21 protein-coding genes are annotated in these 26,312 nt (G+C 69.6%); 12 read left to right on the top strand and 9 right to left on the bottom strand.

From position 1 onward, the window contains the following. Nucleotides 1-93 precede the first annotated feature (93 nt). Together AB3X08_RS08105 and AB3X08_RS08100 are read left to right on the top strand one after the other, a co-directional pair. Entirely contained in the window at nt 94-1,857 is a 1,764-nt protein-coding gene (locus AB3X08_RS08105; RefSeq protein WP_369937495.1) for an XVIPCD domain-containing protein, read from the top strand. Between the two features lie 84 nt (nt 1,858-1,941). Then, nucleotides 1,942-2,856 (top strand): peptidylprolyl isomerase, encoded by a 915-nt coding sequence (locus AB3X08_RS08100; RefSeq protein ID WP_369937493.1) that lies wholly within the window; start codon nt 1,942-1,944, stop codon nt 2,854-2,856. Between the two features lie 52 nt (nt 2,857-2,908). Here the strand turns inward: AB3X08_RS08100 and AB3X08_RS08095 are convergent, their stop codons facing one another. Together AB3X08_RS08095 and AB3X08_RS08090 are read right to left on the bottom strand one after the other, a co-directional pair. Continuing rightward, a complete protein-coding gene (locus tag AB3X08_RS08095) occupies nt 2,909-3,424 on the bottom strand; it encodes a DinB family protein (RefSeq protein WP_369937491.1) in 516 nt (171 codons plus the stop codon). 11 nt (nt 3,425-3,435) lie between these two features. Beyond that, entirely contained in the window at nt 3,436-4,365 is a 930-nt protein-coding gene (locus tag AB3X08_RS08090; RefSeq protein ID WP_369937489.1) for a DMT family transporter, read from the bottom strand. A 220-nt stretch (nt 4,366-4,585) separates the two neighbouring features. Here AB3X08_RS08090 and AB3X08_RS08085 point away from each other — a divergent pair, with 220 nt between their 5' ends. Then, nucleotides 4,586-5,527, top strand: coding sequence for a LysR substrate-binding domain-containing protein (locus AB3X08_RS08085; RefSeq protein WP_369937487.1), 942 nt, complete (start codon nt 4,586-4,588; stop codon nt 5,525-5,527). Nucleotides 5,528-5,996: 469 nt separating this feature from the next. Here the strand turns inward: AB3X08_RS08085 and AB3X08_RS08080 are convergent, their stop codons facing one another. After that, nucleotides 5,997-6,389 (bottom strand): hypothetical protein, encoded by a 393-nt coding sequence (locus AB3X08_RS08080; protein WP_369937485.1) that lies wholly within the window; start codon nt 6,387-6,389, stop codon nt 5,997-5,999. Between the two features lie 80 nt (nt 6,390-6,469). Here AB3X08_RS08080 and AB3X08_RS08075 point away from each other — a divergent pair, with 80 nt between their 5' ends. The 5 genes from AB3X08_RS08075 (at nt 6,470) to AB3X08_RS08055 (ending at nt 10,786) form a co-directional block, all read left to right on the top strand. After that, a complete protein-coding gene (locus AB3X08_RS08075; RefSeq protein ID WP_369937484.1) occupies nt 6,470-7,711 on the top strand; it encodes a sensor histidine kinase in 1,242 nt (413 codons plus the stop codon). Then, nucleotides 7,708-8,487 (top strand): LytR/AlgR family response regulator transcription factor, encoded by a 780-nt coding sequence (locus tag AB3X08_RS08070; RefSeq protein WP_369937482.1) that lies wholly within the window; start codon nt 7,708-7,710, stop codon nt 8,485-8,487. The genes AB3X08_RS08075 and AB3X08_RS08070 overlap by 4 nt, the downstream gene beginning before the upstream one ends. 144 nt (nt 8,488-8,631) lie before the next feature. Next, a complete protein-coding gene (locus AB3X08_RS08065) occupies nt 8,632-8,946 on the top strand; it encodes a metalloregulator ArsR/SmtB family transcription factor (protein ID WP_179565917.1) in 315 nt (104 codons plus the stop codon). Between the two features lie 28 nt (nt 8,947-8,974). After that, nucleotides 8,975-10,426, top strand: a complete 1,452-nt coding sequence (locus AB3X08_RS08060; protein WP_369937481.1) for a DUF2867 domain-containing protein — start codon at nt 8,975-8,977, stop codon at nt 10,424-10,426. Between the two features lie 66 nt (nt 10,427-10,492). Then, the gene (locus AB3X08_RS08055) at nt 10,493-10,786 is read left to right on the top strand and encodes a hypothetical protein (RefSeq protein ID WP_179565921.1); all 294 of its coding nucleotides are present in this window, start codon (nt 10,493-10,495) and stop codon (nt 10,784-10,786) included. A 126-nt stretch (nt 10,787-10,912) separates the two neighbouring features. Here the strand turns inward: AB3X08_RS08055 and AB3X08_RS08050 are convergent, their stop codons facing one another. Both AB3X08_RS08050 and AB3X08_RS08045 read right to left on the bottom strand, forming a co-directional pair. Continuing rightward, a complete protein-coding gene (locus AB3X08_RS08050; RefSeq protein WP_369937480.1) occupies nt 10,913-11,713 on the bottom strand; it encodes a DUF4349 domain-containing protein in 801 nt (266 codons plus the stop codon). Beyond that, nucleotides 11,710-12,066: a GFA family protein gene (locus tag AB3X08_RS08045; protein ID WP_206259555.1), complete on the bottom strand. Its 357-nt coding sequence runs from the start codon at nt 12,064-12,066 to the stop codon at nt 11,710-11,712. The genes AB3X08_RS08050 and AB3X08_RS08045 overlap by 4 nt, the downstream gene beginning before the upstream one ends. 104 nt (nt 12,067-12,170) lie before the next feature. On the opposite strand from AB3X08_RS08045, the gene AB3X08_RS08040 reads away from it, so the two are divergent. Then, nucleotides 12,171-13,988, top strand: a complete 1,818-nt coding sequence (locus tag AB3X08_RS08040) for a DUF885 domain-containing protein (protein ID WP_369937478.1) — start codon at nt 12,171-12,173, stop codon at nt 13,986-13,988. 627 nt (nt 13,989-14,615) lie between these two features. Here AB3X08_RS08040 and AB3X08_RS08035 read toward each other — a convergent pair. Further along, nucleotides 14,616-16,442, bottom strand: coding sequence for an ABC transporter ATP-binding protein (locus AB3X08_RS08035; protein WP_369937477.1), 1,827 nt, complete (start codon nt 16,440-16,442; stop codon nt 14,616-14,618). Between the two features lie 99 nt (nt 16,443-16,541). Then, nucleotides 16,542-17,483, bottom strand: coding sequence for a helix-turn-helix domain-containing protein (locus tag AB3X08_RS08030; protein WP_369937475.1), 942 nt, complete (start codon nt 17,481-17,483; stop codon nt 16,542-16,544). A gap of 113 nt (nt 17,484-17,596) precedes the next feature. On the opposite strand from AB3X08_RS08030, the gene AB3X08_RS08025 reads away from it, so the two are divergent. Then, complete coding sequence (locus AB3X08_RS08025) at nt 17,597-18,013, top strand: rhodanese-like domain-containing protein (protein WP_369937473.1); 417 nt, start codon at nt 17,597-17,599, stop codon at nt 18,011-18,013. 218 nt (nt 18,014-18,231) lie between these two features. Here the strand turns inward: AB3X08_RS08025 and AB3X08_RS08020 are convergent, their stop codons facing one another. Continuing rightward, entirely contained in the window at nt 18,232-20,760 is a 2,529-nt protein-coding gene (locus AB3X08_RS08020; protein ID WP_369937472.1) for a glycoside hydrolase family 3 protein, read from the bottom strand. Between the two features lie 69 nt (nt 20,761-20,829). Further along, nucleotides 20,830-23,592, bottom strand: coding sequence for a TonB-dependent receptor (locus AB3X08_RS08015; protein WP_369937470.1), 2,763 nt, complete (start codon nt 23,590-23,592; stop codon nt 20,830-20,832). 90 nt (nt 23,593-23,682) lie between these two features. Between AB3X08_RS08015 and AB3X08_RS08010 the strand changes: the two genes are divergently transcribed. After that, nucleotides 23,683-25,230, top strand: a complete 1,548-nt coding sequence (locus AB3X08_RS08010) for a glycoside hydrolase family 30 protein (protein WP_369937468.1) — start codon at nt 23,683-23,685, stop codon at nt 25,228-25,230. Continuing rightward, nucleotides 25,227-26,255 carry a LacI family DNA-binding transcriptional regulator gene (locus AB3X08_RS08005; RefSeq protein WP_369937467.1) on the top strand — a complete coding sequence of 343 codons (1,029 nt, stop codon included), beginning with the start codon at nt 25,227-25,229 and terminating at the stop codon, nt 26,253-26,255. Before AB3X08_RS08010 ends, AB3X08_RS08005 begins: the two co-directional genes overlap by 4 nt. Nucleotides 26,256-26,312 lie beyond the last annotated feature (57 nt).

Genomic DNA, 26,312 nt, shown 5'->3' with positions numbered 1-26,312 from the left:
TTGCGGACATAACGAACGCCTGACGCACCGGCAACGTCGGCCTGGCTATCCTCCGCGCCGCTCGCGCCGGCAGGCGCTCTCCAGGAGGAATGCATGAGTTCGACGACGCCCGCCGCCGCCCAGGCCACCGATCCCACCTTTGCCGGCGCGTCCAGCAGCGGCAGCGCCGGTCCGTTGAAGTGGAATCCGGCCGACGGCAGCGCCAGCGTGGAGCATACCGAATCGCGCGCGCTGGGGCGTTCGGGGCCGATCGAGCACCGGCTCGTCGCCACCCAGAGCGTGGGCGCCAGCCGGCGCACTGCCGACGGCAATACCGAATTCGGCATCGAAATGGAGTTTCGCCAAGGCCATCAGTCCGATGCCGCCATCACCGGCAGAAATGCCGCGAGCGTCAGCAGCACGACCCAGCTCGGCGAGCGCGCGCGCTACAACGTCACCCTGCCCGGCGACGCCACCGCCGAGGCCGCGCGTGGCGTCAATCCGTTCGATCCACTGAGCATCCCGGTCGGCGGCAGCGTCAGGCTCGACGGCCAGGCTTTCGTTCGTACCTCGCTGGAGACATCGTTCCGCCACTTTGCCAGCAGCAGCGAACACACCGACGCGGCGGGCGTGAGCTATGCCGCGCAGCGCCTGGATCCGTACCACGTGCGCGTGGCGATCGGGCCGACCGCGGCGATCGAACGGGTCGAGATGCTGGGACTGAAGACGCCCGTGGCGCAGGCCATGCTCGGCCGCCAGGACGCGCTCGGACAGGCCAGCATGCACACCGCCACCTTCGACCTGCGCGACCCGCAGGCGCAGGCGGCCTACCGCGATTTCCTCGGCAGCGGCCAGTTGCCGGCGCAGGCGCCCGGGGTCGGCGACGTGCAGCGGATCGACACCCTGAGCATGAGCTCGCAGACCCGCGCCAAACTCGGCCTGGGGCCGCTGAGCCTGGAGCTGGGCGGGCAGCGCAACAGCGGCGAAAGCGTGCGCAGCACCCTGGCCGACGGCAGCAGCAGCGTCGCCAGCAAGCTGCAGTACGCCGACAACGTGCCGCTCACCCTGACCCGCCAGTTCGATGCCGCCGGCAGCGAACAGATGGAGGCGCGCCGCTACCAGCTCGGCTTCGGCAAGGTCGACGGCAACCAGGCGCAACTGCTCAATGCCGCTCTGGCCGGAAATGCCAGCGCAGACGGTCCGATCGTCGCCGGCCAGGACGTGAGCCTGAGCTTCTCGGAAGCGCAGATGGGCGCGTTGCGCCAGCAGTACGCGCAGGCCGCGCAGGCGCGTCCGTTCGATCGCGAGCAGGCCGGCGCCTATGCGCGCATGAGCAACGAGGAATTCGCGATCGGCCTGGCGCGCAATCTCGGCAATTCCCGGCAAGGCTTGAGCGAACGCCTGTTCCATGTCGCCGCCGACGCCGATGGCGCGCTCGGCGGCGCGCTGGCCCGCATCGGCGCCGGCATCGGCAGCGCCGCTCCGCAGGCGGCCGCCGCGACGCGGGCGACATCCGCGAGCGCACCGTCCGATCCCCGCGATCCGGCGCATCCGGACCATGCGATGCAGCGCATGATCGATGCCCGCCTGACCCCGGCCGATCCGCAGCTGGCGACGCAACTGCTGCTGGCGGCCAAGCGCGAAGGCCTGACCCAGGTCGACCATGTGCTGCGCAACGACGCCGGCCGCGTGTTCGCGGTGCAGGGCGATCCGCTAGGCGCCGACAAGCGCACCGCCTACGTGGATGCGCAGGTCGCCACGGCCACGCCGCTGCGGGACAGCCTGCGCCAGCTCGATGCCTTGAACGCGACGGCGCAGCCCGCGATGGCCGCCCCACAGGAGACCCAGGACGCTCCGCAACGCGCACCGGCGCGCTGAGCGCAGCGCCTGCAACGCAACGGCGGCATTGGCGCAGCGACGGTGGCTGGGTAAGAATCGGCTACCGTCCTCCAGGTTGCCGCCATGCCCTTGCGCCCCACCCTGCTCGCCCTTGCGCTGCTGTCGACCGCCGCCTGCGCGCTGGCCGCCACGCCCGCCGCGCCGTACCGCAGTCCGCAGCAGATCCTGGACGCGTCCAAGCCCAGCGACTGGCGCACGCTGGACCCGGCCAACACGCTGTATCTGGACCTGGACACCGGCCGCGTCGTCATCGAGCTGGCGCCGGCGTTCGCGCCGCAGCATGTCGGCAATATCCGCACCCTGGCCCACGAGCACTTCTGGGACGGCCTGAGCATCTATCGGTCGCAGGACAACTTCGTCGTGCAGTTCGGCGATCCCGACGGCGAGGAGCCGGACAAGGCCAAGTCGCTGGGGTCGGCCAAGCGGCACCTGCCGGCCGAGTTCCAGCGCGATGCCAAGGGCCTGGCGTTCCAGGCGCTGCCGGACAGCGACGGCTGGGCGCCGCAAGTGGGATTCGTCGACGGCTTTCCTGCCGCGCGCGACCCCAAGGACGGCAAGGCATGGCTGGCGCACTGCTACGGCACCCTCGGTGCCGGCCGCAACAACGACGAGGACAGCAGCATCGGCGCCGAACTGTACGTGGTCACCGGGCAATCGCCGCGGCAGCTGGACCGCAACATCACCGTGGTCGGGCGCGTGGTCAAGGGCATGGAACTGCTCAGCGTGATTCCGCGCGGACCGGACCCGATGGGCTTCTACGCCAAGCCCGAACAGCGCACGCCGATCCGTGCGATCACGCTCGCCAGCGACCTGCCCGAAGCCCAGCGCACCCCGCTGCAACTGCTGCGCACCGACACGCAGACCTTCCGCGACGTGGCCGAAGCGCGGCGCAACCGTCGCGACGATTTCTACAAGCGCCCGGCCGGGCACATCGACCTGTGCAATGTGCCGCTGCCGGTGCGCACGCCGCCGCAGTAGTCCGTCCCGCGCTTGCGCTCGCCAGCGGACGCCCCTGCGTGGCTTTCCGCTGCTAGGCCACTGGCGCCGCGTCGCGGCGCTCGGGCTCGCGCGCGTGCAGGAAGCGGGTGAACAGGTCGCGCGGCTGCTCCACCCCGCAGTCGCTGAGCAGCATGGCGATGTTGCCGCGGTGATAGGCGCCGTGCGCCAGCACGTGGAACAGCATTTCCTCGCGGGTCATGCGGCCGGCATCGCCATCGGTGAAACGGAAGGCGATCGACTGCTGCAATGCGGCCGCGTCCAACTGGGCCACGTAGCCGGCATACCAGCGATCGGAATCGGCAACGGCCGCATGCAACGCCTCCAGCGCCGGCGTCTGCGGCGTGTTGCTGGCGGTGAACGCATGCGTGCCGCCGTGCAGATGCGCGGCGAAGATCCGGTCCACGACGTAGGTGTGGTTCAACAGCCGGATCGCGCGCTGGCGCTGCGCCGGATACGCGGCTGCGTCGATCTGCGCCAAGGCCTGCAGCAGTTCGGCGTTGGCCCAGGCCTTGTAGGCGAATTGCGATGCGAGCAGCGAAGCGGTCATCGGCAGGTCCTTCAACGCGCGCGCTGGCTGAAGGCGACGCTGCCCAGGATCAGCATGCCGGCCAGCAGCATGCTCCAGGTCAACGGCTCGCCGAGGATCGCCCAGGACAGCAGCGCGCCGAACACCGGGACCAGATAGGTCACCGTGGACGCGCGCGCCGGGCCGATGCGCTGAATCAGCCGGTAGTACATCAGGAAGGCCAGGCCGGTGCAGACCACGCCCAGCGCGCCGGCGCAGGCCCAGGCCACCGCCGGCACCGGCGCGGCCGGCCAATGCGTCCATGCCAGCGGCGCCAGCAGCAACGCGCTGCAGCCCAGAGTGGAGGCGGCCGACGCGGCCGGCGGCAGGTCGCTCATGTAGCGCTTCACCAGGCTGTAGCCGATGCCGTACAGCAGCGAGGCGGTGGCGCCGGCGAACGCTGCCGGCCCCACGCTCAGCCCGGCCGACTTGCCGGTGGCCAGCACCACGATGCCGACGAAGCCGATCAGCAACGCCACCGCGCGGCGCACGCCGATCTTCTCGCCGAAGAACAGGAACGCGATCAACGCGGTGAACAGCACCGTCATCGCGTTGCAGATCGCGCCGATCGCCGCCGGCGCATGTTGCGCGCCCCAGGCGAACAGCAGGAACGGCAGCGCGGAGTTGAGCAGGCCGATCGCCGCCAGCGTCGGCCAGCGCCGCAGCGGAAAGCGCGCGCGCGCCATCCACAGGAACGGCAGCAGCACCGTCGCGCCCAGCGCCAGGCGCAGCTCCACCAGCGCATAGGCGCCGAACTGCGGCGCCGCCACGCGCATGAACAGGAACGAGCAGCCCCAGACGATGCCCAGGAACAGCAGTTCCAGCGGCGTGCGCCAGTCGCGCGCCGCCGCTGCCGGAAGGGCGCCGGCTGGATCGCCGGACGCGGGGTTGGCTGCATTCACCGTGTCGTCTCCTGGATTCATTTCGTGTGCGCTGCCGTCGATCGTGCTGCCGCCGCGGACGCGACTGCCACTGCCGCCTGGTGACAGGGCACATACGCGAACAGCGGCAGAAGCGGAGCCTCGCGCCGAGCCGGCCGTACCGGCCCCGCATCTTGCGCATGGCTGCCAGGATCGCGCGACGTCGCAATGCCCACAAGCGCGTAGTATCGTCGCGAGCCACAAATCTGCCGCGTGTCCCGCCATGCAACTGCGTCCTGCCCTGCTGCCCGCGCTCGGCGTATTCGCCGTCGCCGCGCGCCACCAGAACTTCGCCCACGCGGCGGAGGAGCTGCACCTCACCGCCAGCGCGGTCAGCCACCATGTGCGCAAGCTGGAAGCGCTGCTCGGCGCCACGCTGTTCCAGCGCCACGCGCGCGGGGTCAAGCTGACCGCCGAGGGCCGGCAACTGGCCGATGCCGCCAGCGCGGCCCTGGCCGATGTCGCCGCGGTGGCCGGCAACCTGCACCCGCAGGCCGACACCGCGCCGCTGCGCATCACCACACTGCGCTCGCTGTCCTACTGCTGGCTGCTGCCGCGGCTGCCGCGCTTCTGCCAGGCGCATCCGCACGTGCGCCTGGACATCCAGACCGACGCGGCGTTCTCCCGCTTCGAAGAGGGCGGCCCGGAACTGGGCATCCGCTACGGCCAGGGCGCGTGGCCTGGCCTGACCTCGCACCATCTGATGGACGACGCATTGTTCCCGGTGGCCTCGCCGGCGCTGCCGCAGCTGGCCACGCTGCGCCGGCCAGAGCAGATCGCGCAGTTGCCGCTGCTCACCGACATGTCGCCGCAAGGCTGGCGCGACTGGTTCCGCGCCGCCGGCGTGCGCGGCGTGGAGCTGCCGCCGATGCACACCTTCAACGACAGCACCGATGCGATGCGCGCCGCGGTGTACGGCGTCGGCGCGGTGCTGGCGCGCAAGCACATCGCCCAACCGTATCTGCAACGCTACGAACTGGTGCGCCTGCCCGGTCCGGCACTGAAGGCGCGCTATTCCTACTACATCGTGCATCCCGGCCACCGCCTGCCCAGCCCGGCCGCCAGCCAGTTCATCGACTGGCTCAAGCGCGAGGCGCTGGACGAGCGCACGCCGCTGCCGGCGTTGCCGGCGGAGCTGCTCGGGTTGCCGCCGAAGGCGAGCTAGGATTTTCGCCTGACTGCGTGCTGTTGTAGGAGCGGCTTTAGGGCACTTCTAATAACTCCAAAAAGCATGTCGATGCACTTGCGAGGCGCCGATACGCCCAGCCCGCAGGTTTCGGCATCGATACGTACGAGATGCGATGGGCAAGACGCAGTGGCCGTAGACTCGGTGGCGTTGCGGCCGCGTTTTTCATGGACGCCTTGGCATCACGGCCACGTCGTCCTCCTGTCGCGGCTGAAGCCGCTCCTACAAGAGCACGGCGCGCATGTGTAGGAGCGGCTTCAGCCGCGACAGAACAAAGGAACACGCCATCGACACGCGCAGCGTGCAGCTCCCGGAATGGGGTTATTAGAGGTGCTCTTTGGCCGCGACAGACGCCGACAAGAGTTCCTTGCGGCGGTGCATGCGCGCTGGCTTCGGATAGCAACAACATCGAAGCCATCTACCACGGCGAAGCCAAGCGCAGCGCGCATCAAAGCAACGCGCCAGCTGTCCTCGCGACCTGCACCGCACGTTCGCCCGACTGCGGCCGCGGCCGCGGCAGCGGTCGGATGCGCACGCGGTATGCGCAGACATCCACATCCGGATACAGCATCGAACGTCCGTTGCGAAAGGTGAAGCGAAGGTCGTAGCGGCAGGCAGCCCCCGCGAGCGGAAAGGTCGCTGCGTCGCCGCCGCCCTGCAACGGCGCACTGAGCGCGACGTCGCGAAAGGCATTGCTGCCCGGCGCCGCGACCGCCAGCGCCGTCAGCGTGTCGTGGGAGCGGTTGCTCAGTTCCAGATAGCGACCCGGCTCGGCGGCGGCAGCCTGTGCGGCCGCGACGGACAGGGAAAGGACCAAGGCAAGGCTGCGGATCGAGGGCATGACGGGATCTCCGATGGGAAGGATTCGCCAGCCGCGAGGAGGAATGGTTTCCCTGTGTGCTGGCGGGCCCATCAGGCCGCGTGGCGGCGCGGCTGCAAATCGATTCGGGACGAATCGTCGCTATTTCGCTCCCAATCGTAGTGCGCGCGCTCCGGTGCTTTCCACGGCTTGCCGCTGCGCCTAGGATGCCCCCGTCACCCCTCGATCACCTCTGGATGAACGTCCGACTCGGCACTGCCCAAATCAGCCTGCCGCGCTATATCGCGCTGTGGACGCTGGTGGCCATGGTTTTCATGTTCCAGAGCATGGTCAACAACGGTCTGTCTTCCGGCAGATGGCCTCTCGGGGTGCTCATCCGGTGGTCGCTGATCCAGTGGTACACCTGGGCCGCGCTGGCGCCGGCCGTGTTCCGGCTCGCCGAACGCTTTCCTGTCCGCGGCGCGCAGCGCTTTCACGGGCTTGGCGTGCAGGCAGCGGCCAGCCTGTGCGTGACGTTTGCCGCGATGGTCATCGGTGCGCTGGTCTCCACCCTGTTCGAGCCCAGCGGTTTCGCCGAACAGCTGGGGTATTTCCTGGAGCAGCACTTCGCCATCGGCTTGCTGACCTACTGGACCTTGTTCGCGATCCAGCAAGCGCTGCACTTCCACGCCGAGAAGGCCAGGCGCGAAGTGGAAGCCAGCCGTCTGGCCGCCGAACTCGCGCAGTCGCGCCTGCAAGCGCTGAAGAGCCAGCTGCAACCGCATTTCCTGTTCAACACGCTGCATGCCATCGTCACCCTGCTGGACGAAGACGCCGCCGCCGCCGAGGACATGCTGCTGCGGTTGAGCGAACTGCTGCGCGCGTTCCTGGAAGAATACGACGGCCAGGAAATCACCCTGGAACGCGAACTGGCCCTGCTCGATCTGTATCTGGGCATCCAGCGCAAGCGCTATGGCGACCGCCTGAGCACGCAGATCTATGTCGCGCCCGGCACCCTGCAGTGCGCGGTGCCCAGCCTGGTGCTGCAGCCGCTGGTGGAGAACGCGATCCGCCATGGCATCGGTCAGCGTGTCGGCAGCGACCGCATCGAGATCGAGAGCCGGCGCGATGGCGAGACGCTGTCCATCGAAGTGCGCAACGGCAACAGCACGCTGCAGGAAAACAGCACTGCGGGTGGACACGGCATCGGCTTCTCCAATACCCGCCTGCGGCTGAAGGAACTTTACGGCGACAACGCCGACATACGGCTCGACATGCTCTATCCGCAAGGCGTTTCCTGCCGTATCCGGTTGCCATTCCGCGAACTGGACGCCGAGGACGCCCCGGAGCACGTCGCCGCATGAGCTTCACCGCGCTGGTGATCGACGACGAGCCGATCGCGCGCCACGCCATCGTGCGGCTGCTGCGCGCCGATCCGGACATAGAACTGCTGGGCGAATGCGGCGACGGCGCATCTGCGGTCATCGCGATCCGCAGCCAGTCGCCCGACCTGGTGTTCCTGGACATCCAGATGCCGGCGATGACCGGCATGGACGTCTTGGCCACGATCGGGGCGGCCCACATGCCGGCGACGATCTTCGTCACCGCCTACGAACAGTATGCGGTGCGTGCGTTCGAGGCCAATGCGGTGGACTACCTGGTCAAACCCTTCAGCCGCGAACGCTTCGCCGAGACCTTGCAGCGCGCGAAGCGGCGCCTGTCCGCCGGCAGCGGCGTTGGTTCCTTTGCCGAGGCGCGCATTCTGCAGACCCTGGATGCGCTGCGCCAGCGCGACGACTATCTGCAACGGATTCCGGTGCGCGTCGACGAAGCGGTGGTGCTGGTCGCGGTGGAGGACATCGTCTGGATCAAAGCCAGCCGCAACACGGTGCTGATCCATCTGGCCGACCGTACCCATGAGTTGCGCGAGACCATGGCCACGCTGGCCGCGCGGCTGGACCCGCGCCACTTCGCCCGCGTGCACAGATCGGCGATCGTCAATCTGCGCCGGGTCAAGGCGATCCACCCCTGGTTCAACGGCCACCATGTGGTCACGATGGATACGGGGCAGCAATTGCGCATGAGCCGCTACCAGCACGAAGCCTTCCTGCGCCTGGTGACGACACGCAAGGAAAGTTGAATGAAACACGGTGACGGCGCCCGTCACTTCTTTCGACACGGGTGGTCTCCTCAATGCCAACGCCGGATCGCATGGTCGCCCCGGCACTTGACATGCGCCCGGCAACACGTCATTAATTAACTAATTCGTTAATTAGCTAAGCCAATGTCCATCGATCGCGTCTTCGAAGCCCTCGCCTCCCGCCCGCGCCGCGAGATCCTGGCCTACCTGTCGGCGCAGGAGCTCACTGCCGGGCAGATCGGGCAGCGCTTCGCGATGAGCGCGCCGGCGATCTCGCGGCACCTGTCGGTGCTGGAAGCGGCCGGACTGGTGTCGAGCGAGCGCCGCGGCCAGTTCGTGGTGTACCGGCTGACCCCCGACAACCTGGTCAACACGCTCAGCGGCTTCGCCTTCGAGGTCTGCCCCAGCGCCGGCCCGCTCAAGCGCGAAGCGCGCAAGCTGGCGAAAAAGAACGCCTGATCCCCACCCGGCCACAAGGAATCCGCCGATGTCCACCGCCCCGCTCCGCGAAACCGCTGCCGCACAGGCAGGTTTTCCCTCCGTACGCCTGGCCTCGTACAGCGGCGGGCTGCCGGTGGAAGTGACCCTGATCGCACAGCTCGGCGCCGGCGCCGGCGATCCGCTGATCGCGCAGGCCTGCGTGCGCCAGCGCGCGCACCCGAACTTCCACGATGCGCTGGACGAACCGTCGGCGCGGCTGGCCGACACCGATTTCGCCAATGGCGAATCGACGGCGCTGTTCTCCTTCGCGGTCGGCGCGAACGGGCATCCCTTCCATCGCCACGCCGGGCACCGCATGTTCACCGCGATCACCGGCAGCGGCGGCGCGCAGCTGCGCTTCAGCACCGCCTCGATGGCGCAGCTCGAACAGGACCCGCAGCATTTCCTGGCCGCGTTGCGCCATGTCGACCTGCCCGCCGACTGCCTGTTCACCGTGCGCTTCGGCGGCGGCACCTGGCACCAGTTCGCGCCGCTGCGCGCGAATGCGGCGCATCCGGCGTTCTTCGCCCTGTCCTGCCACAGCGACGAGGCCGGCGGCGATCTGCGCCCGGAGGTACGCGAACGGGTCATGGCCGGCAGCGCCGACATCGCCACGTTGACCGAATTGCTGCCGCATGCGGTGAGCGACCTGCTGGCGTCGCCGCAGGCGCAGGCGCTGCAGGTGCCGACCGTGCGCCTGTCGCTGTCCGCATCGCCCGGCAGCCGGCGGCTGGCCTGGTGCGCGGACCTGCGCGCGCGCAGCGGGCGCCTGCGGCAGGCGCTGAGCGCATGGCGGCATCCGCCCGGCTTCGCCGCGCTGGCGCCGCGCCTGGCGGCCGTGCGCTCGCTGCCGCAGCCGGTGCCCGGCTCGCTGCTGTGGGACCACCTGCAGGTGCACGACCACCAGGACAGCGTGCGCCTGCGCCTGCAGCCGCATCAGCTGCGCCAGGGCGGCGCGCATGCGCTGATGGTGGCGCTGCTGGAAGGTTTCATGCAGCGCCGTCCGCTCGGCGTGACCTGGCTGATGCGGATCCGCAACGCGCTGGTCGCGCCGCTGCGGCTGCGCACCTCGCCGCTGGGCTGCCCGGTGTCTTCGCTGTTGTCGCCACAGCGCGAGCGCCTGTTCGCCGGCCGCTTCCCGGTGCTGGGCCAGGCGCACGCCGCGCACGACCGGCGCGCGCAGGTGCTGCTCGGCGCCGACGACCGGCACCTGGTGTTCCGCAGCTGCGTGGGCTTGGACATCGCCGAGGACGGCAGCGTGGAACTGAGCCTGGACACGCGGGTGGCCTGCCGCAACTGGTTCGGCCGCCTGTACATGGCGCTGATCGCGCGCGGCCATCGCCACTACATCGCCCCGGCGATGCTGCGCGCCGCGGCCGAGGCGTTGCTGGCCCCGGTGTTCGACGAGACCACGGTGGACCAGGCCGCGTTCGGCAGCGCCGCGCCGCAGCCGCGCTGAGCCGTCATCACTTCGTCTTAGCCGGCGCCTGCCTAGCCTGGCTTTCCCCTACACAGAGGAACACGCATGCCCTTGCTCCGTATCCGCATCACCGGCAGCGAAGACGACGCCCGCGCCATCATCAACCTGCTCGGCAGCCTGGAAGGCATCGAGCACGTCGAGGAAATCGACGATCTGATGAGCCATATGGACGACGACGATTCCAGTTCGGCCGGCCTGCCCGACGACCAGGGTCCGGGCACCCACGAGGTCGAGATCGAGGCCGGCAACCTCGCCACCGCGCAGAAGGTACGCGAAGCGGTGGAGGCGCTGGCCTTCGACCTGGAAGTGATCGTGGAGTTCGAGCAGGACGAGGGCTAGCGCCTTCTCGCCGAGGCTGCCGAGCACTGTAGGAGCGGCTTCAGCCGCGACAGATCCTCTCCGGAAGGTGAATGTCGCGGCTGAAGCCGCTCCTACACAAGCGACACGCTGGAGAGCAGCAGCGTCCTAGCTGCGCCTGCGCCGCCGACGCAGCCAGGCGACCACCCACAACAGCACCGCGCCGAGCAGCGCGAACGGGGTCAGCGCCGCGATCGTGCGGATCGCCCAGGCGGTGGCCGAGGCGAAGATCGAGCCCATGTCGGCGAAGGCTTCGCCGATCTCGCTGCGGCTGCGCTCGCCGTCGAGCGCGGCGAACTGCAGGGTCAAGCGCTGCGTCTCGATGCGCCGGCGCTGCTGCGCCGCGTCCTGGCTGGCGGCCAGCAATTGCGTTTCGAGCTCGGCCTGCTTCGCCGACAGACTGATCATGTCGGCGACGCTGAGGTCGCGGCGCTGCTGGAATTCCTGCAGGCGGCGCTGCTCGGCCTGCAGCCGCTGCTGCAGCGCGGCGTTGTCCTGCACCGCCTGCGCCAGGTCCTCGGCATGCGTGCTGCGGCTGCCGATCTCGCCGCCGTTGCCGGCCTGCGCGATCAGCGGCTCCACTCCGGCCGGCACGATGCGCACGCTCAGCGTGGCCTGCGGATGCTCGCCGCCGCGCTGTTGCATCGACAGCACGTTGCAGGCGCCGAAGCGGCCGCTCAGGCAGCTGTCCTGCACCTGCTTGAGCCGCGCGTCGATCTGCGTGGCCGGCAGTTGCACCTCCACCTCGTGCTCGTAGGCCAGCATCGCCGCGCGCCCGTCCGCGGTCGGGGCCGCGGCCGGCCCGGCGGCGGGCGCCTCGGCGGCGCTTTCGGCGCTGTGCTTGGAGCAGGCGGCGAGCGCCAGCGCGAGCAGCAGCGGCGCGCAGCGGCGCAACGCGCGTGCGGTCACAGGCTCGCTCCATCCACGGTGTGCACCTGCAACGCGCGCAGGTCCAGCTCGGGCAGGCAGCGCACGTTGACCGCCACCGTCGCCTCGCCGGTCTTGGGATGGGTCCCCTCGCTGAACGGGGCGATGCCGCAGTCCGGGCAATGGTGATGGTCGATGTGCTGGCGATTGAACCGATACGTGCCCAGGGCCTGCGGCGCGCTGCGCAACGACAGCGCCGCGCGCGCGCCGAACCACAGCAGCCCGCCGCGGCGGCGGCACATGGAACAGTTGCAGTCGTAGACCTCGGCGATCGGCGCCTCGGTTTCCAGTTCGAATGCGATGCGCCCGCAATGGCAACTGCCGGTGTAGTTCATCCCTGCGCTCCCGTCCAAGAACAGGCACCAGAATAATCCAACGGCAGGTGCGCGCGCCGCCGCGGCCGCCTATGCTTGGGAATCGACCCATCACAGGAAACCCGATGCGCAAGCACCTGCTCGCTGCCGCCCTGCTCGCCGCCCTCGCCGGCTGCCAGAAACCCGCCGACGCGCCGACCGCGGCATCCGCCGCCACGCCCGGCGCGGCCGCCAATGCCGCCGATCCGGCCGCCGACGCGGCCTTCGCCGCGCTGTCCAAGCGTGCCGTGGACACCTGGATGCAGCTGTCTCCGGTCGGCGCCACCCAGACCGGCGATCACCGCTACGACAGCGAACTGGACGATCTCAGCGCCGCTGGCCGGCAGAAGAGCCTGGAGGCGAGCAAGCAACTGCTGGCCGAGCTGGACAAACTGCAGGTGGGCAAGCTCTCGCGCGAGAACCAGGTGGATGCGGCGATCCTGCGCAACCAGTTGCAGTCGGACATCTGGGGCAGCGAAGTGTCGCAGAGCTGGGCGTGGGATCCGCAGGTCTACAACGGCCTGGCCGGCGGCGCGATCTACGGGCTGATGGCGCGCGAATTCGCGCCGCTGCCGGAGCGGCTGAAATCCGCCACCGCGCGCATGGAAAAGATCCCGGCGCTGTTCGCGCAGGCGCGCGCGAACCTGGACCCGGCGCGGGTGCCGCTGATCAACGCGCAGACCGTGGCCAAGCAGAACCAGGGCATCCTCAGCATCGTCGATACCTTCATCGCTCCGCACGTCAAGGAACTGCCGGAGGCCGACGCGCAGCGCCTGCAGGCGGCGATCGACGGGCTGAAGAAGGCGGTGGCCGAACAGCAGACCTGGCTGGACAAGACCCTGGTGCCCAACGCCAAGGGCGATTTCCGCATCGGCGCGGAGAACTACGACCAGAAGCTGAAATTCGCGCTCAACTCCTCGCTGTCGCGTGCCGAGATCAAGCAGCGCGCCGAGGCCGAGCTCAAGCGCGTGCGCGAGGAGATGTACGGCATCGCCCGCACCGTGCTCAAGGACCGCCCGAACGCGCCGGCGCTGGTCGATGCGCCGAACGACGCGCAGCAGCAGGCCGCGATCGAGGCTGCGCTGGAACTGGCCTACGCGCAGCATCCGGCGCGCGACAAGGTGGTCGAGGAGGCCAAGGCCTCGCTGGCCTCCTCCACCGACTTCGTCCGCGCCAAGAACCTGCTGACCCTGCCCGATGCGCCGGTGGACATCATCCTGATGCCCGAATTCCAGCGCGGCGTGGCGGTGGCGTACTGCGACTCGCCCGGCCCGCTGGACAAGAACCTGAAGACCTTCTACGCGGTGTCGCCGATTCCCGACGACTGGAACGCGCAGCAGGCCGAGTCGTTCCTGCGCGAATACAACGGCCGCATGATCCACCTGCTGAGCATCCATGAAGGCGTGCCCGGCCACTACGTGGAAGGCTGGCACTCGGCCAAGTTCCCCTCGACCCTGCGCGGCGTGCTGCGCTCGGGCACCTTCGCCGAAGGCTGGGCGGTGTACACCGAGCGGATGATGCAGGAGCAGGGCTACCTGGACAACGATCCGCTGTTCCATCTGGTGCAGCTGAAGTTCTACCTGCGCACCCTCGCCAACGCGCTGCTGGACCAGGGCGTGCACGTGGACAACTGGAGCAAGGAACAGGCGATGCAGCTGATGGTGCACGACACCTTCCAGCAGCAGAGCGAAGCCGAAGGCAAGTGGGTACGCGCGCAGCTGACCTCGGCGCAGCTGCCGACCTACTTCGTCGGCGTGCAGGAGCACCTGGACCTGCGCAAGGCGATGCAGGCCAAGCTCGGCGACAAGTTCGACCTGAAGGCCTACCACGACCAGGTGCTGTCCTACGGCGCGCCGCCGGTGCGTTTCGTGCGCGAGCTGATGCTGGACGAGCCGATCCAGTGACGGGCCGGGAGTGGGGATTCGGGAGTGGGGATTCGTAAAAGCGGTTCCTCGCACCTGAAGACCGCACGATCCATCTGGAGAAAAAGCCCCCCTTGAGTCAAGGGGGCGCGCCGACAGGCGCGGGGGATCTGGAAGGCGATGAGCTGGGGCCCACTGTTTGCGCAGCAAACTGTGGGGGCGTTAGCACGATTGCGATAACGCCGCTCAAAGTGTTGTGGGAGCGACTTCAGGACACCTCTAATAGCTCCATTCCGGAAGATGCACGGCACGCTGCGCGTGGGCTATGGCGTGTTCCTTTTTCCTGTCGCGGCTGAAGCCACTCCTACACATGCGCGCCGTGCTCTTGTAGGAGCGGCTTCAGCCGCGACAGGAGGACGAAGTAGCCGTGATGCCAAGGCGCCATGAAAAACGCGCCCGCAACGGCACCGTCTACCGCCAATGCGCCTTTGCCACTCCATGACATCTCGAACGTTATCGGTGCCGGACCTGCAGGCTGGGCGTATCGGCGTCTCGCAAGTGCATCGACGTGCTTTTTGGGGTTATGCCGTGCCCTTCACTCGCGGCGGGCTGTACCGATAACGCCCGTCGCGACTGAAGTCGCCCCCACAACTTGCGTTCGCCGATACCCTACCCCGCGACAAAACCGCCGGTCTGCCGCGCCCACAGCCGTGCGTACAGGCCGCCGCGCGCGACCAGTTCGGCATGGGTGCCGGTTTCGACGATCGCGCCCTGGTCCATGACCACCAGGCGATCCATGCGCGCGATGGTCGAGAGCCGGTGCGCGATCGCGATCACCGTCTTGCCCGCCATCAGTTCGTCCAGGCTGTCCTGGATCGCCGCCTCCACTTCCGAATCCAGCGCCGAGGTGGCTTCGTCCAGCACCAGGATCGGCGCGTCCTTCAACAGCACGCGGGCGATGGCGATGCGCTGACGCTGGCCGCCGGACAGCTTGACCCCGCGTTCGCCGACATGCGCCTCATAACCGCTGCGGCCTTCGCCGTCGCGCAGCGTGTCGATGAAACCATCGGCGCGCGCCTTGCGCACCGCCGCCAGCAGTTGCGCCTCGCTGGCGTCGGGGCGGCCGTACAACAGGTTGTCGCGGATCGAGCGGTGCAGCAGCGAGGTGTCCTGGGTGACCAGGCCGATCTGCCCGCGCAAGCTTTCCTGGGTCACCGCGGCAATGTCCTGGCCGTCGATCAGGATGCGCCCGCTCTCCAGGTCGTACAGCCGCAGCAACACATTGACCAGGGTCGATTTGCCGGCGCCCGACGGCCCCACCAGGCCGATCTTCTCGCCCGGCCGCACCTGCAGGTCGAGCCCGGCGATCACCCCGCCACGCTTGCCGTAGTGGAAATGGATGTGCTCGAAACGCACCTCGCCGCGGCTGACCTGCAACGCCTGCGCATCGGCGCGGTCCTGCACCTGGATCGGCTGGGCCACGCTCTCCATGCCGTCCTGCACCGTGCCGATGTCCTCGAAGATGCCGTTGACCACCCACATGATCCAGCCGGACATGTTGTGGATGCGGATCACCAGCCCGGTGGCCAGGGTGATCGCGCCGACGCTGATCCGCCCCTGGCTCCACAGCCACAGCGCCAGCGCGCAGGTGCCGACGATCAGGAAACCGTTCAACGCCGCGATCGAGAAATCCATGGCGGTGGTCATCCGGGTCTGCCCACGGTGCTTGACCGCCAGCTCCTGGATCGACTCGCGCACATAGGCCTCCTCGCGCTGGGCATGCGCGAACAGCTTCAGCGTGGCGATATTGGTGTAGCCGTCGACGATGCGGCCCATCGCCTTGGAGCGCGCCTCCGAGGCGATCCACGCGCGCCGTTGCATGCGCGGCACGAAGTACGCCATCAGCGCCGTGTAGGCCACCAGCCACACCAGCAGCGGCGCCATCAGCCGCACGTCGGCCTGCGCGAACAGGTACAGCGCGGTGCCGGTGTAGACCAGGATGTACCACAGCGCATCGACCATCTGCACCGCCGATTCGCGCAGCGAGGTGCCGGTCTGCATGACCCGGTTGGCGATGCGTCCGGCGAAATCGTTCTGGAAGAAATTCAGGCTCTGCCGCACCACGTAGTTGTGCATCAGCCAGCGTGTGCGGTTGCTCAGCCCGGGCATGATCGCCTGGTTGACCAGCAGATTGTGCAGCCCGGTCAGCAGCGGCCGCGCGATCAGGGTGATGGCGGCCATCCACAGCAATTCGTCGCGGTGACGCACGAAGAAATCCGGCCCCGGCGCCTCGGCGACCAGGTCGACGATGCGTGCCAGGAAATCGAACATCGCCACTTCGACCAGCGCCAGCAGCAGCCCGGCCACCAGCGTGGCGGCGAATACCGGCCACACCGGGCGCAGGTAGAAGGCATAGAAGCGCCACACCCCGCGCGGCGGCGTGCGCGGGTCGATGGCGGGAAACACGGGAATCAGCGACTCGAACCAGCGGAACATTGCGGAGCATCCTCTTGCAAGACGCGCAGCGTAGCCGATGCCGGTGTCCTCGCCATGTGCGTGCGCGCTTGCGGCGTGGCGCGCGCAGGCATTCTGGCCTCAGGCGAACGAGCCGAAGCTGCTGCGGTATACCGATGGCGCCACGCCCACATGGCGCCGGAACGCGGCGCGAAACGCCTCCAGCGTCGCGAAGCCGCAGGCCGCGCCCACCCGCTCCAGATCCAGCCGCCCCTCCTCGAGCAGGGCTTTCGCCGCGCGCACCCGCTCCTGCTGCAGCCAATGCGCCGGGGTGGTGCCGATCGCCGCCTTGAAGCGGCGGTAGAAATTGCGTTCGCTCATCGCCGCCGCCCGCGCCAGGTCGGCGGCGCCGATGCCGGTGTGCAACCGCTGCCGCGCCCAGTCGAACACGCCGCCGAAGGGATGGCTGCGCGGCGTAGCGACCGGGCTGGCGACGAACTGGCGTTGCCCGCCCTCGCGGTGCGGCAGCATCACCAGGCGCTGCGCCACGCGGTTGGCCACGGCGGTGCCGAAGTCGCTGCGGATCAGATGCAGGCCGGCATCGATGCCCGCAGCGCTGCCGGCCGAGGTCACGATGCGGCCGTCTTCCACGTACAGCGCATCGCAGACCAGGGTGCTGGCCGGAAAGCAGTCCCGGAACTGCTGCGCATAGCGCCAATGCGTGGTCGCCCTGCGCCCGTCGAGCAAGCCGCAATGGCCGAGCAGGAACGCGCCCGAGCAGATCGACAGCAGCCGCGCGCCGCGGGCATGCGCCGCGCACAGGGCCGCCTTCAACGCGGCGCCGGGCGACACCGCCGGCCCGCTCCAGCCCGGCACCACGATCGTATGCGCCTTGCGCAGCAGTTCCAGGCCGCCGTCGGCGGCGACCCGCAGCCCGCCGATGCCGCTGTGCACCTTGCGCGCGGTCATCGCCACGCCGAAGCGGTACCAGGGCAGATCCAGTTCCGGCCGCTGCAGGCCGAACAGTTCGGCGGCGATGCCGAACTCGAACAGGCACAGGTTCGGGTAGGCCAAGGCGACCACGTACGGCGACGCGTTCGCCTTGGCAGGGAATGACCGCTGTTCGTCCATCCTGCCAGTGTAGCCGCCGTGGCATCGGCGGCACACTGGCCATTCCCATGCCAAAGGACATCCCCGTGCACAATCCCGTGCTGCAGACACCTGCCGCCTCCAGCGCCGACGCGCTGCGCCATTTCGCCGCCAAGCGCTCTCTGGAGACCGATTGCTGGGACGTGCATGCCGCGTTGTCCGGCGCCGACGCCGGCTTCGTCCTGCTCGACGTCCGTTCCCCGGCGCTGTACGCACAGGGCCACCTGCCGGGCGCGCGCAACCTGCCCCACGCCAAGATCGTGCAGGGGAAACTGTCCGCCTACCCCGCCGGCACCCTGTTCGTGGTGTATTGCGCCGGCCCGCACTGCAACGGCGCCGACAAGGCGGCGCTGCGTCTGGCGGCGCTGCAACGCCCGGTGAAGCTGATGATCGGCGGCGTCACCGGCTGGCTGGACGAGGGTTTCGCGCTGGTGCGTGGCGATGCCGGCGCGGACCTTGCCTGACCCGCGGTAGCGGCGCGTTGGGCGACGCGCCGCCGATGCCGGTCGCGCGACGACGACCCTCGCGCGTCACCGGCGCCGCCGCGGTCCACGCCGGGCGCGATGGTCCAGCTGCGTGTGACAGCCTTCGCCGCGCGGGAGACGGCGGCACCGCCGCCAACGCGCGGCGCACGGCAGCATGGCGCAGCAGTCGCGTTGCCCGCCCCGCGCCCGCTTCGGGCTCAATCGCAGCGCAACGCATCCGGCGCATCCGCCGCGCCGGCCACGACCTGGATGCGGGTGAACGCCGCCGCGAACGGCGCATCGGCATCGATCGCGAACGGCATGTCGATGCCGCCGAGGTCGGCGCCGCGCTTGGCGAAGCAGGCCAATGGCACGCTCACGGTGCGCTTGCCGGATCCCGCGGGGGGCAGCGACGCGGCGATGTCGATTCCCTCGCCACAGCCGCGCATGCACCCCAGGCGCAGCGTCACCGGCGCGCTCGGCGCCCGCTGCACCTGCACGTCGAACTGCAGCGCGGCGCGGGCCTGCGCCATCGCGGTGAGGTTCTGGCTGGCGGCGCCGCTGGCCAGCAGGCGCGCCGGCGCCAGCCAGGTCACCTGCTTGGCGTCCTGCTGCGTATTGATCTGCACGGTGCGCACGCGCAGCGCCGGATCCGGTTGCGGCCATTCCACCACCGCGTTGAGGTCGGCGCCGAGCGCGCGCTGCTGGCCGCGCGCGGCCAGCGTCAGCGCGAACGGCGCGGCGTCGCGCAGGTTGAACACCGGCAGCGTGGTGGCCGCGCCGCAGCCGGCCGGCAGTTGCACCGGCAGCGTCCCGACATGGCCGCTGCGGGCATAGCGCAAGCCGTAGCCGAGCGCGAACAGCGGTGGCCGCGCCGGATCGGCCGGCGCCACCGGCGGCGGGCAGGCCTGGCCCGGCCACGGGAAGCCCAGCTGACCGCGGAAATCGTACGCCCCGCCGTACAGCACGTCGGCCACACCACCGCCCTCGCTGCCCGGCAGCCAGGCGGCGACGAAGGCCTGCGAGAGGTTGAGCAGGTCGTTGACGTACAGCGGCCGCCCGGACAGCAGCACTGCGATCACCGGCTTGCCGGTGGCCGCGGCATCCTGCAGCGTCTTCAGGTCCTCGGGATGGCGCTGGCTGTGTGCCATCGTGCTGGAGGCGACGATGTCGCCGCTGCCCTCGGCATACGGCGTTTCGCCGATCACCGCGACGATGGCGTCGTAGCTGCCCGGCGCCGCCGCGGCGACCGATTCGGCGTAGCGCACGCTGTCGGCACCGCCCACCTCGCGCAAGCCGGCCAGGATGCTCTGCGCGTTGGGGAAATCGGCATTGCGGTTATCCGTCCCCTGCCAGGTCAGCGACCAGCCGCCGGCCTGGTCGGCCAGGTTGTCGGCGCTCTTGCCGATCACCAGCAGGCGCTGGCCGCGGCGCAGCGGCAGCGCACCGCGCTCGTTCTTCAGTAGCACCAGCGATTCGCGCACCGCGCGCCGCGCCAGGTCGCGGTGCAGCAGCGCGTCCTCACGTCCGGCATAGCGGCTGGCGGAGGGCGCGTGCGCGAACAGGCCGGCGCGCAGCTTGACCCGCAGGATGCGCCGCACCGCATCGTCGATGCGCGCCTGCGGGATCTGCCCGGACTGCACCTGGGCCACGGTGTTGTCGATGAACGCCTTCCAGTCGTCGGGCACCATCACCATGTCCACGCCGGCGTTGATCGCCTGCGCGCAGCTGGCATTGCTGCAACCCGGCACCTGGCCGATGCCGTTCCAGTCGGAGACCACGAAGCCGTCGAAACCCATCTTGCGCTTCAGCGCCTCGGTGAGGAGCGGTTTGGCGCCATGCATCTTGCCGTAGTCGACACCGGCGGCGATGTCGTTCCAACTGCTGTAGGAGGCCATCACCGTCTGCACGCCGGCCTCGATCGCGCCGTAGTAACCCTGACCGTGCACGTTGAGCATCCGCGCCTGGTCGATCTGCGCCACGCCCTGGTCGCGACCGTGCGCGGTGGCGCCGTCGCCGAGGTAGTGCTTGGCGGTGGCCAGCACGCTGGCCTCGTCGCCGAGCCTGCCCTGCAGGCCGCGCACGTAGGCGCCGGCGTAGCTGCGCACCAGCGCCGGATCGGACGAGAAGCTCTCGTAGGTACGGCCCCAGCGCGGGTCCTCCGCCACCGCCAGCGTGGGCGCGAATGCCCAGCCGATGCCGGTGGCGCGGCTGGCCTCGGCGGTGGCGCGCGCGACCTGCTCGACCAGCGCCGGGTCGCGCGCCGCGCCCAGGCCGATGTTGTGCGGGAACAGCGTGGCGCCGTACACGTTGCTGTGCCCGTGCACCGCGTCGGTGCCCCACACGATCGGGATCGGCACCTGCGCATCGGTCCGCATCGAGGCCTGGTAGTAGGCATCGGCCAGGCGCAGCCAATCGGCCGCGCGCGCGTGCTTGTCCTTGCCCGGCCACGAGCCGCCGCCGTTGAGCACCGAGCCGATGTAGTACTGCCGCACCTGCTCGGGCGTGATCGACTTGATTTCGGCCTGGGTCATCTGCCCGACCTTCTGCGCCAGGGTCATGCCGCTCAGGATTTGCTCGACGCGGGCCTCGATCGCCGGATCGGGAGCGACCGCGCTGCGCAGCGACGGCCAGTCGCGCAGCGGCGCCGGTGCCGATACCGGTGCCGCCGGCGGCGCGACGGCAGCGACGGCGGCGAGCGTGGCAGCGGCGAGCAGCGCGCGCGCCCAGGGGTGCGGTGTGGACATGCGGGTTTCTCCATCGGGCCGATGCGGGCGCCACCTGCGGCGTGGCGCCCGTTCCGGCAGGCGGTGCGATCAGAGCTTGTAGCGGAAGCCGAGCAGGTACTGGCGCCCGTACTCGGTGTATTCCTCGGGCAGGAACACGGTGGCGGCGACGCCGGCGGCACTGACCTCGGTGCGGAACGCCTCGTTGGTCAGGTTGTTGACCTGGAACATCAGCGACAGGCCCTTCAAGCGGCCGCTGTCGGGGAAGTCGTAGCTCAGTTGCAGGTCGGTGACGCGCTCGCTGAGCGTGTTGCGGTAGCTGCGCTGGCCGAACAGCGAGCCGTATTCGCCGCGGTAGGGATCGCGGTAGCGCTGGCTGACGCGCGCGCCGAAGCCGTGCTTTTCGTAGAACAGCGTGGCGTTGGCGACGATCTTGGACAGGCCGGGGATGGTGTCGGTGCCGGGCGAGTTGTCGCTGGGATCGGGATCGATCGACGATTCGGTGTAGGAACCGTTGAACTGCACGCCGAACCCGTCCAGGCGCTCGCTGAACACGTCGCCGGTGACGGTGGCGGCGAACTCGATGCCGCGCATGTAGCCGCCGCTGCCGTTGGCCCAGGTGCTGAAGGTGCCGATGTTGGACAGCGGGGTCTTCCCGTCCGGGTTGTAGCCGGTGAAGTCCCAGGTGAGGTTCTGCCGGTAGATGTAGGTCTGCAGGTCCTTGTAGAACAGCGCCAGGCTGACGTAGCTGGCCGAGCCGAAGTACTTCTCCAGCGACAGGTCGAGCGCATCGGCGCGATACGGCTGCAGGGTCGGATTGCCGCCGCTGCCGCTCCACAGCCCGGTGGTGGTGTCCACCGCGGCGCTGGCGTCGGCGCTGAGGTAGTTGATCGGCGGGCGCATCAGCTGCTTGGCCGCGCCCAGCCGCGCCATCCAGCCGTCGCCGAAGTCGAACACCAGGTTCAGGCTCGGCAGCGCGTCGTGGTAGCGCGCGCCCAGCGTCTGCGCGCCGACCACCGCGCCGCCGCTGGCGTTGAAGCCGGTGGAGGACTGGTCGGTGCTGATGTACTGCAGGCCGGCGTTGCCGCGCACGCGCACACGCTCGCCCAGGTCCATGTCGATGTTGGCGCGCATGTAGTAGGTGTTGACGTGCTCGTCGACCACGTAGTCCTTGCGCAGGTCGTCGTTGCTTTCCGACAGCGTCACGCCGTAGTAGCGCGACAGCAGCGCGCGCGGATCGAAGCTGAGCACGTCGCCGATGCCGGCGAAGCCCAGCGAGGTCGGCGAATACAGCAGCGCCGGGTCGACCAGGGTCGGCGCGCGCCCCGGCAGGTCGGCGAAGTACACGTCGGCGCGCTTGTCCTTGCTGCGCCGGTTGACGTTCACGCCCAGGTCGATGCTGCGCATCAGCGCGGTGTCCAGGTCGTAGTTGAACTCCAGCCGGCCGGCCTTGATCTCGTCCTTCTGCCAGGAGTTCTCGAGGCGCCCGTCGTGGCCCCACTTCTGCGGATCCCACAGGTACACCGCGCCGGGATCGGCCAGATTGGCGAGCGAATAGCGCGCGAAATCGTTGCTCAGCGGCAGCTCGAAGCCGATGTCCTGCGGATCGGCCAGGCCGGCGTAGGTCTCCAGTTGCGATTGCCGGCGCTCGGCGCGCGAGTAGTTCAGGTCCAGGCTCAGCGACCACGGCTCCCAGTGCAGGGTATTGGTCCAGCCGACCGAGAGCAGTTTGTCCTGGCGGTCGTTGCGGTCGTTGCGCACCACCGGCTGCACGCCGCTCAAGGTGCCCTGGGTGATGATCGGCACGCCCTGCCGGTCGGTGGTGACGATGTCGCTGTAGCTCACCTGCTGGCCGAGCGCGTTGCTGAAGTCCGGCGCGTTGGACCACATCGCGCCATGCGTGGTTTCCTTCTGGTCGAACTTTGACCAGTAGCCGTCGAGCACGCTGTGGAAGTGCTCGTTTGGCTTGTACTCCAGGGTGCCGATCACGCCGTCGCGGGTCAGTTCGCGCGACTTGATCCACGCCTCCGAGCCCTGCAGCGCCACCGCGCCCGGCGGCTTGCCCGGCTGGGTCGCGCCCCAGCTGTCCGGGTTGCCCCACCACCACGCCTTGTAGTGTTTTTCCTGGAACGGCGAATTCAGCCGCGCCACACCCAGCGCCACGCCGATGGTGTCGCCGGCGAACTGATCGACGTAGGACGCCGCGGCGCGATAGCCGGTGTCGTGACCGTCGGCGCTGAGCTTGCCGAAGGAATTCTTCTCGCCGTTGCCGCTGACCACGATGCGCCGCTCGCCCAAGTCCAGCGGGCGGATCGTCTTCAGATCCACGGTACCGGACAGGCCCTGCCCGATCACCGCCGCGTCGGCGGTCTTGTAGACGGTGACCGCGTTGATCAGCTCGGCCGGGAACTGGTCGAACTCCACGCCGCGGCTGTCGCCGGTGCTGACCTGCTCGCGGCCGTTGAGCGTGGTACCGACGAATTGCTCGGACATGCCGCGGATGTTGATCACCTGCGAGCGCCCGTCCACGCGTTGCGTGGCCACGCCGGGCAAGCGCGAGATCGAGTCGGCGATGCTCACGTCGGGCAGCTTGCCGATGTCCTCGGCCGAGATCGCCTCCACGATCAGCGACGATTCGCTCTTGGTCTCCACCGCGGTCTCGATGGCGTGGCGAATGCCGGTGACGCGCACCGTATCCAGCGTGCCGACCGTGTCCTGCGACGCTGGCGGCGGCGCATCGGCGCTGGCGGTTTGCGCATGCGCCTGTTGCAACGCGGCGATGCAACAGGCCACGGCCAACAGCCGCCGCGACGGTGCGCCGCGGCGCGCGCGGCCTACGAACGATTCCTGCATGCCCCTCATGTCGTGCCCTCTCCCGGCATTTTTGACAGCGCTGTCATACGCGTCGTATCCAATGCGGTCAATCCCACCAAGGAGCGGGCCATGCCGCAGCCATGCAAGTTCGTCGAGATTCGAGCCGATGCGCCGGCGCCCCCGGCGAAATCGCTGCGTCGCAGCACGGCATTTGCGCGGCGATCGCGGTCCTCGCCCGGCCGCTGGCGGCACTGCGCCGGCGCGCTGTGCGGCGCGCTGCTGGCTGTCTCCGGGGCTGCCTTCGCCGCATCGCAGACATCCGGCGACGTCCTGGTCTGGATCACCACCCAGGACCATCGCCAGGCACTGGCGGCGGCGCCGGCCGCGGCCTGGAGCGCGCAGCCCGACGCCGATATTCGCGTCGATGCCACGGCCCGGCGCCAGCGCATGCTCGGCTTCGGCGCCTCGATCACCGACGCCTCGGCCTGGGTGCTGCAGCAATTGCCGGCGCCACGCCGCGACGCGCTGATGCACGAACTGTTCGGCCGCGCGGACGGCGGCCTGGGCCTGAGCTTCGCGCGGCTGACCATCGGCGCCTCGGACTTCTCGCGCCACCACTACAGCCTCGACGACACGCCGGACAACGCGCCGGATCCGGCGCTGGCGCACTTCAGCATCGCCCCCAACCGCGACGACGTATTGCCGATCGCGCAGCAGGCGCTGGCGATCAATCCCGAGCTGAAGATCATGGCCTCGCCGTGGAGTGCGCCGGCGTGGATGAAGACCAGCGGCAGCCTGATCGGCGGCACGCTCAAGCCCGAGTATTACGACGCCTTCGCCCGCTACCTGCTGCGCTACGTCGACGCCTACGCGCAGGCCGGCGTGCCGATCTTCGCGCTGACCCTGCAGAACGAGCCGGGCTTCACTCCCAAGGACTATCCGGGCATGCGCCTGGAGGCGGCGCAGCGCGCGCAGTTGATCGGCCGCCACCTCGGCCCGTTGCTCGACGCGCGCCGCGACCCGCCGCTGATCTTCGACTGGGACCACAACTGGGACCAGCCGCAGGAACCGCTGGCGGTGTTGGCCGATTCGCAGGCGCGGCGCCACGTCGCCGCCGTCGCCTGGCATTGCTACGCCGGCGACCCTTCCGCGCAAAGCCCGGTGCAGGCCGCCTATCCGGACAAGGACGCCTACATGACCGAATGTTCCGGCGGCGACTGGGAACCGCTGCGCAGCGGCGGGCTGACCCTGCAGGCGCGGCGGCTGATCGTGCAGTCGGTGCGCCACGGCGCGCGCGGCGTGCTGTTCTGGAATCTGGCGCTGGACCTGCAGGGCGGCCCGCATGCCGGCGGCTGCGACACCTGCCGCGGCGTGGTCGATCTCGACCCGCGCGGCGAGCGCGTGGTGCGCACCGACGAGTACTATGCGCTCGCCCATGCCAGCCGCTTCGTGCATCCGCAGGCCTGGCGCATCGATTCCAGCGAGGGCAGCGAAGGCATGGACAACGTGGCGTTCCTCAATCCGGACGGCTCGCGGGTGCTGGTGGTGGTCAACAGCGCCGAACGCGAACGTACGTTCGGCGTCGCCGAAGGCGCGCGCGGCTTTCGCTACACCATGCCGGCGCGCAGCCTGGCCAGCTTCGTGTGGCCGGCGCCGGCCGCGGTCGCGCCGCAGTGAGCAAACGCGCCACGCCGGGCCTGCGCATCGAGGACGTGGCTGCGCGCGCCGGCGTGTCGATGAAGACCGTCTCGCGGGTGATCAACGGCGAGCCCAACGTGCGCGAGCAGACCCGGCGCAAGGTCGAACAGACCATGCAGCAGCTGGGCTACCAGCCCAACCCGTCGGCGCGCAGCCTGGCCGGGCAGCGCTCCTATGCGGTGGCGCTGGCCTACGACAATCCCTCGTACTACCAGATGGAGATCCAGAACGGGGTGCTCGCGGCGTGCCGCGCGCAGCGCTACACATTGATGCTGGCGCCGGTGGACCGCAGCCGTGCCGACCATGCCGATGCGCTGGTGGCGCTGGCGCGGCACCAGCACATCGATGGCCTGCTGCTGATTCCGCCGCTGACCGACGACGTTCCGCTGCTGCGCCGGCTGGACGCCGAAGGCATCGCCCTGGCCTGCGTGTCGCCGCGGCGCCAGCGCGACTGGCCCGGCGTGCGGCTGGAGGAACGCCGCGCCGCGCGCGAACTGGTCGGCGAACTGGTGCGGCTCGGCCATCGCCGCATCGCGCATGTGCGCGGCCTGCCCGGCCACGGCGCCACGCAATGGCGCCTGGCCGGCTATCGCGACGCGCTGGCGGCGGCCGGCATCGCCTACGACCCGCGCCTGGTCGTACCGGGACGCTTCGAGTTCACGTCCGGCGTCGAGGCTGCCGAGCGCCTGCTCGGGCAGCGCCCGCGGCCGAGCGCGGTGTTCGCCGCCAACGACGAGATGGCCGCCGGCGTGCTGCGCAGCGCCAGCCTGCGCGGACTCGCCGTGCCGCGCGACCTGTCGGTGTGCGGGTTCGACGACACCCTGGTCGCGCAGCAGGTCTCGCCGGCGCTGGCGACGGTGCAGCAACCGTTGCAGCAGATGGGCCGGCGCGCGCTGGAGCTGCTGCTGTCACGGGTACGCACGCCGCAGCCGCCGGCCTGCGAGACCCTCACGTATCGCTTGCTGCTGCGCGATTCGATCGGACCGCCGCTTGGGAAGCGTTGAGGCTTGGCAGCCGGGATTGGCGATTGGGGATTGGGGATTCGGGATCGCTGCCTCGCG

Origin of the sequence: Xanthomonas sp. DAR 34887 (genome assembly GCF_041245805.1) — a bacterium.
In the GTDB taxonomy this organism is placed as follows: domain Bacteria; phylum Pseudomonadota; class Gammaproteobacteria; order Xanthomonadales; family Xanthomonadaceae; genus Xanthomonas_A; species Xanthomonas_A tesorieronis.
Note: the sequence above shows the minus strand (reverse complement) of the source record. Positions and strands in the feature narration are given on the sequence as shown.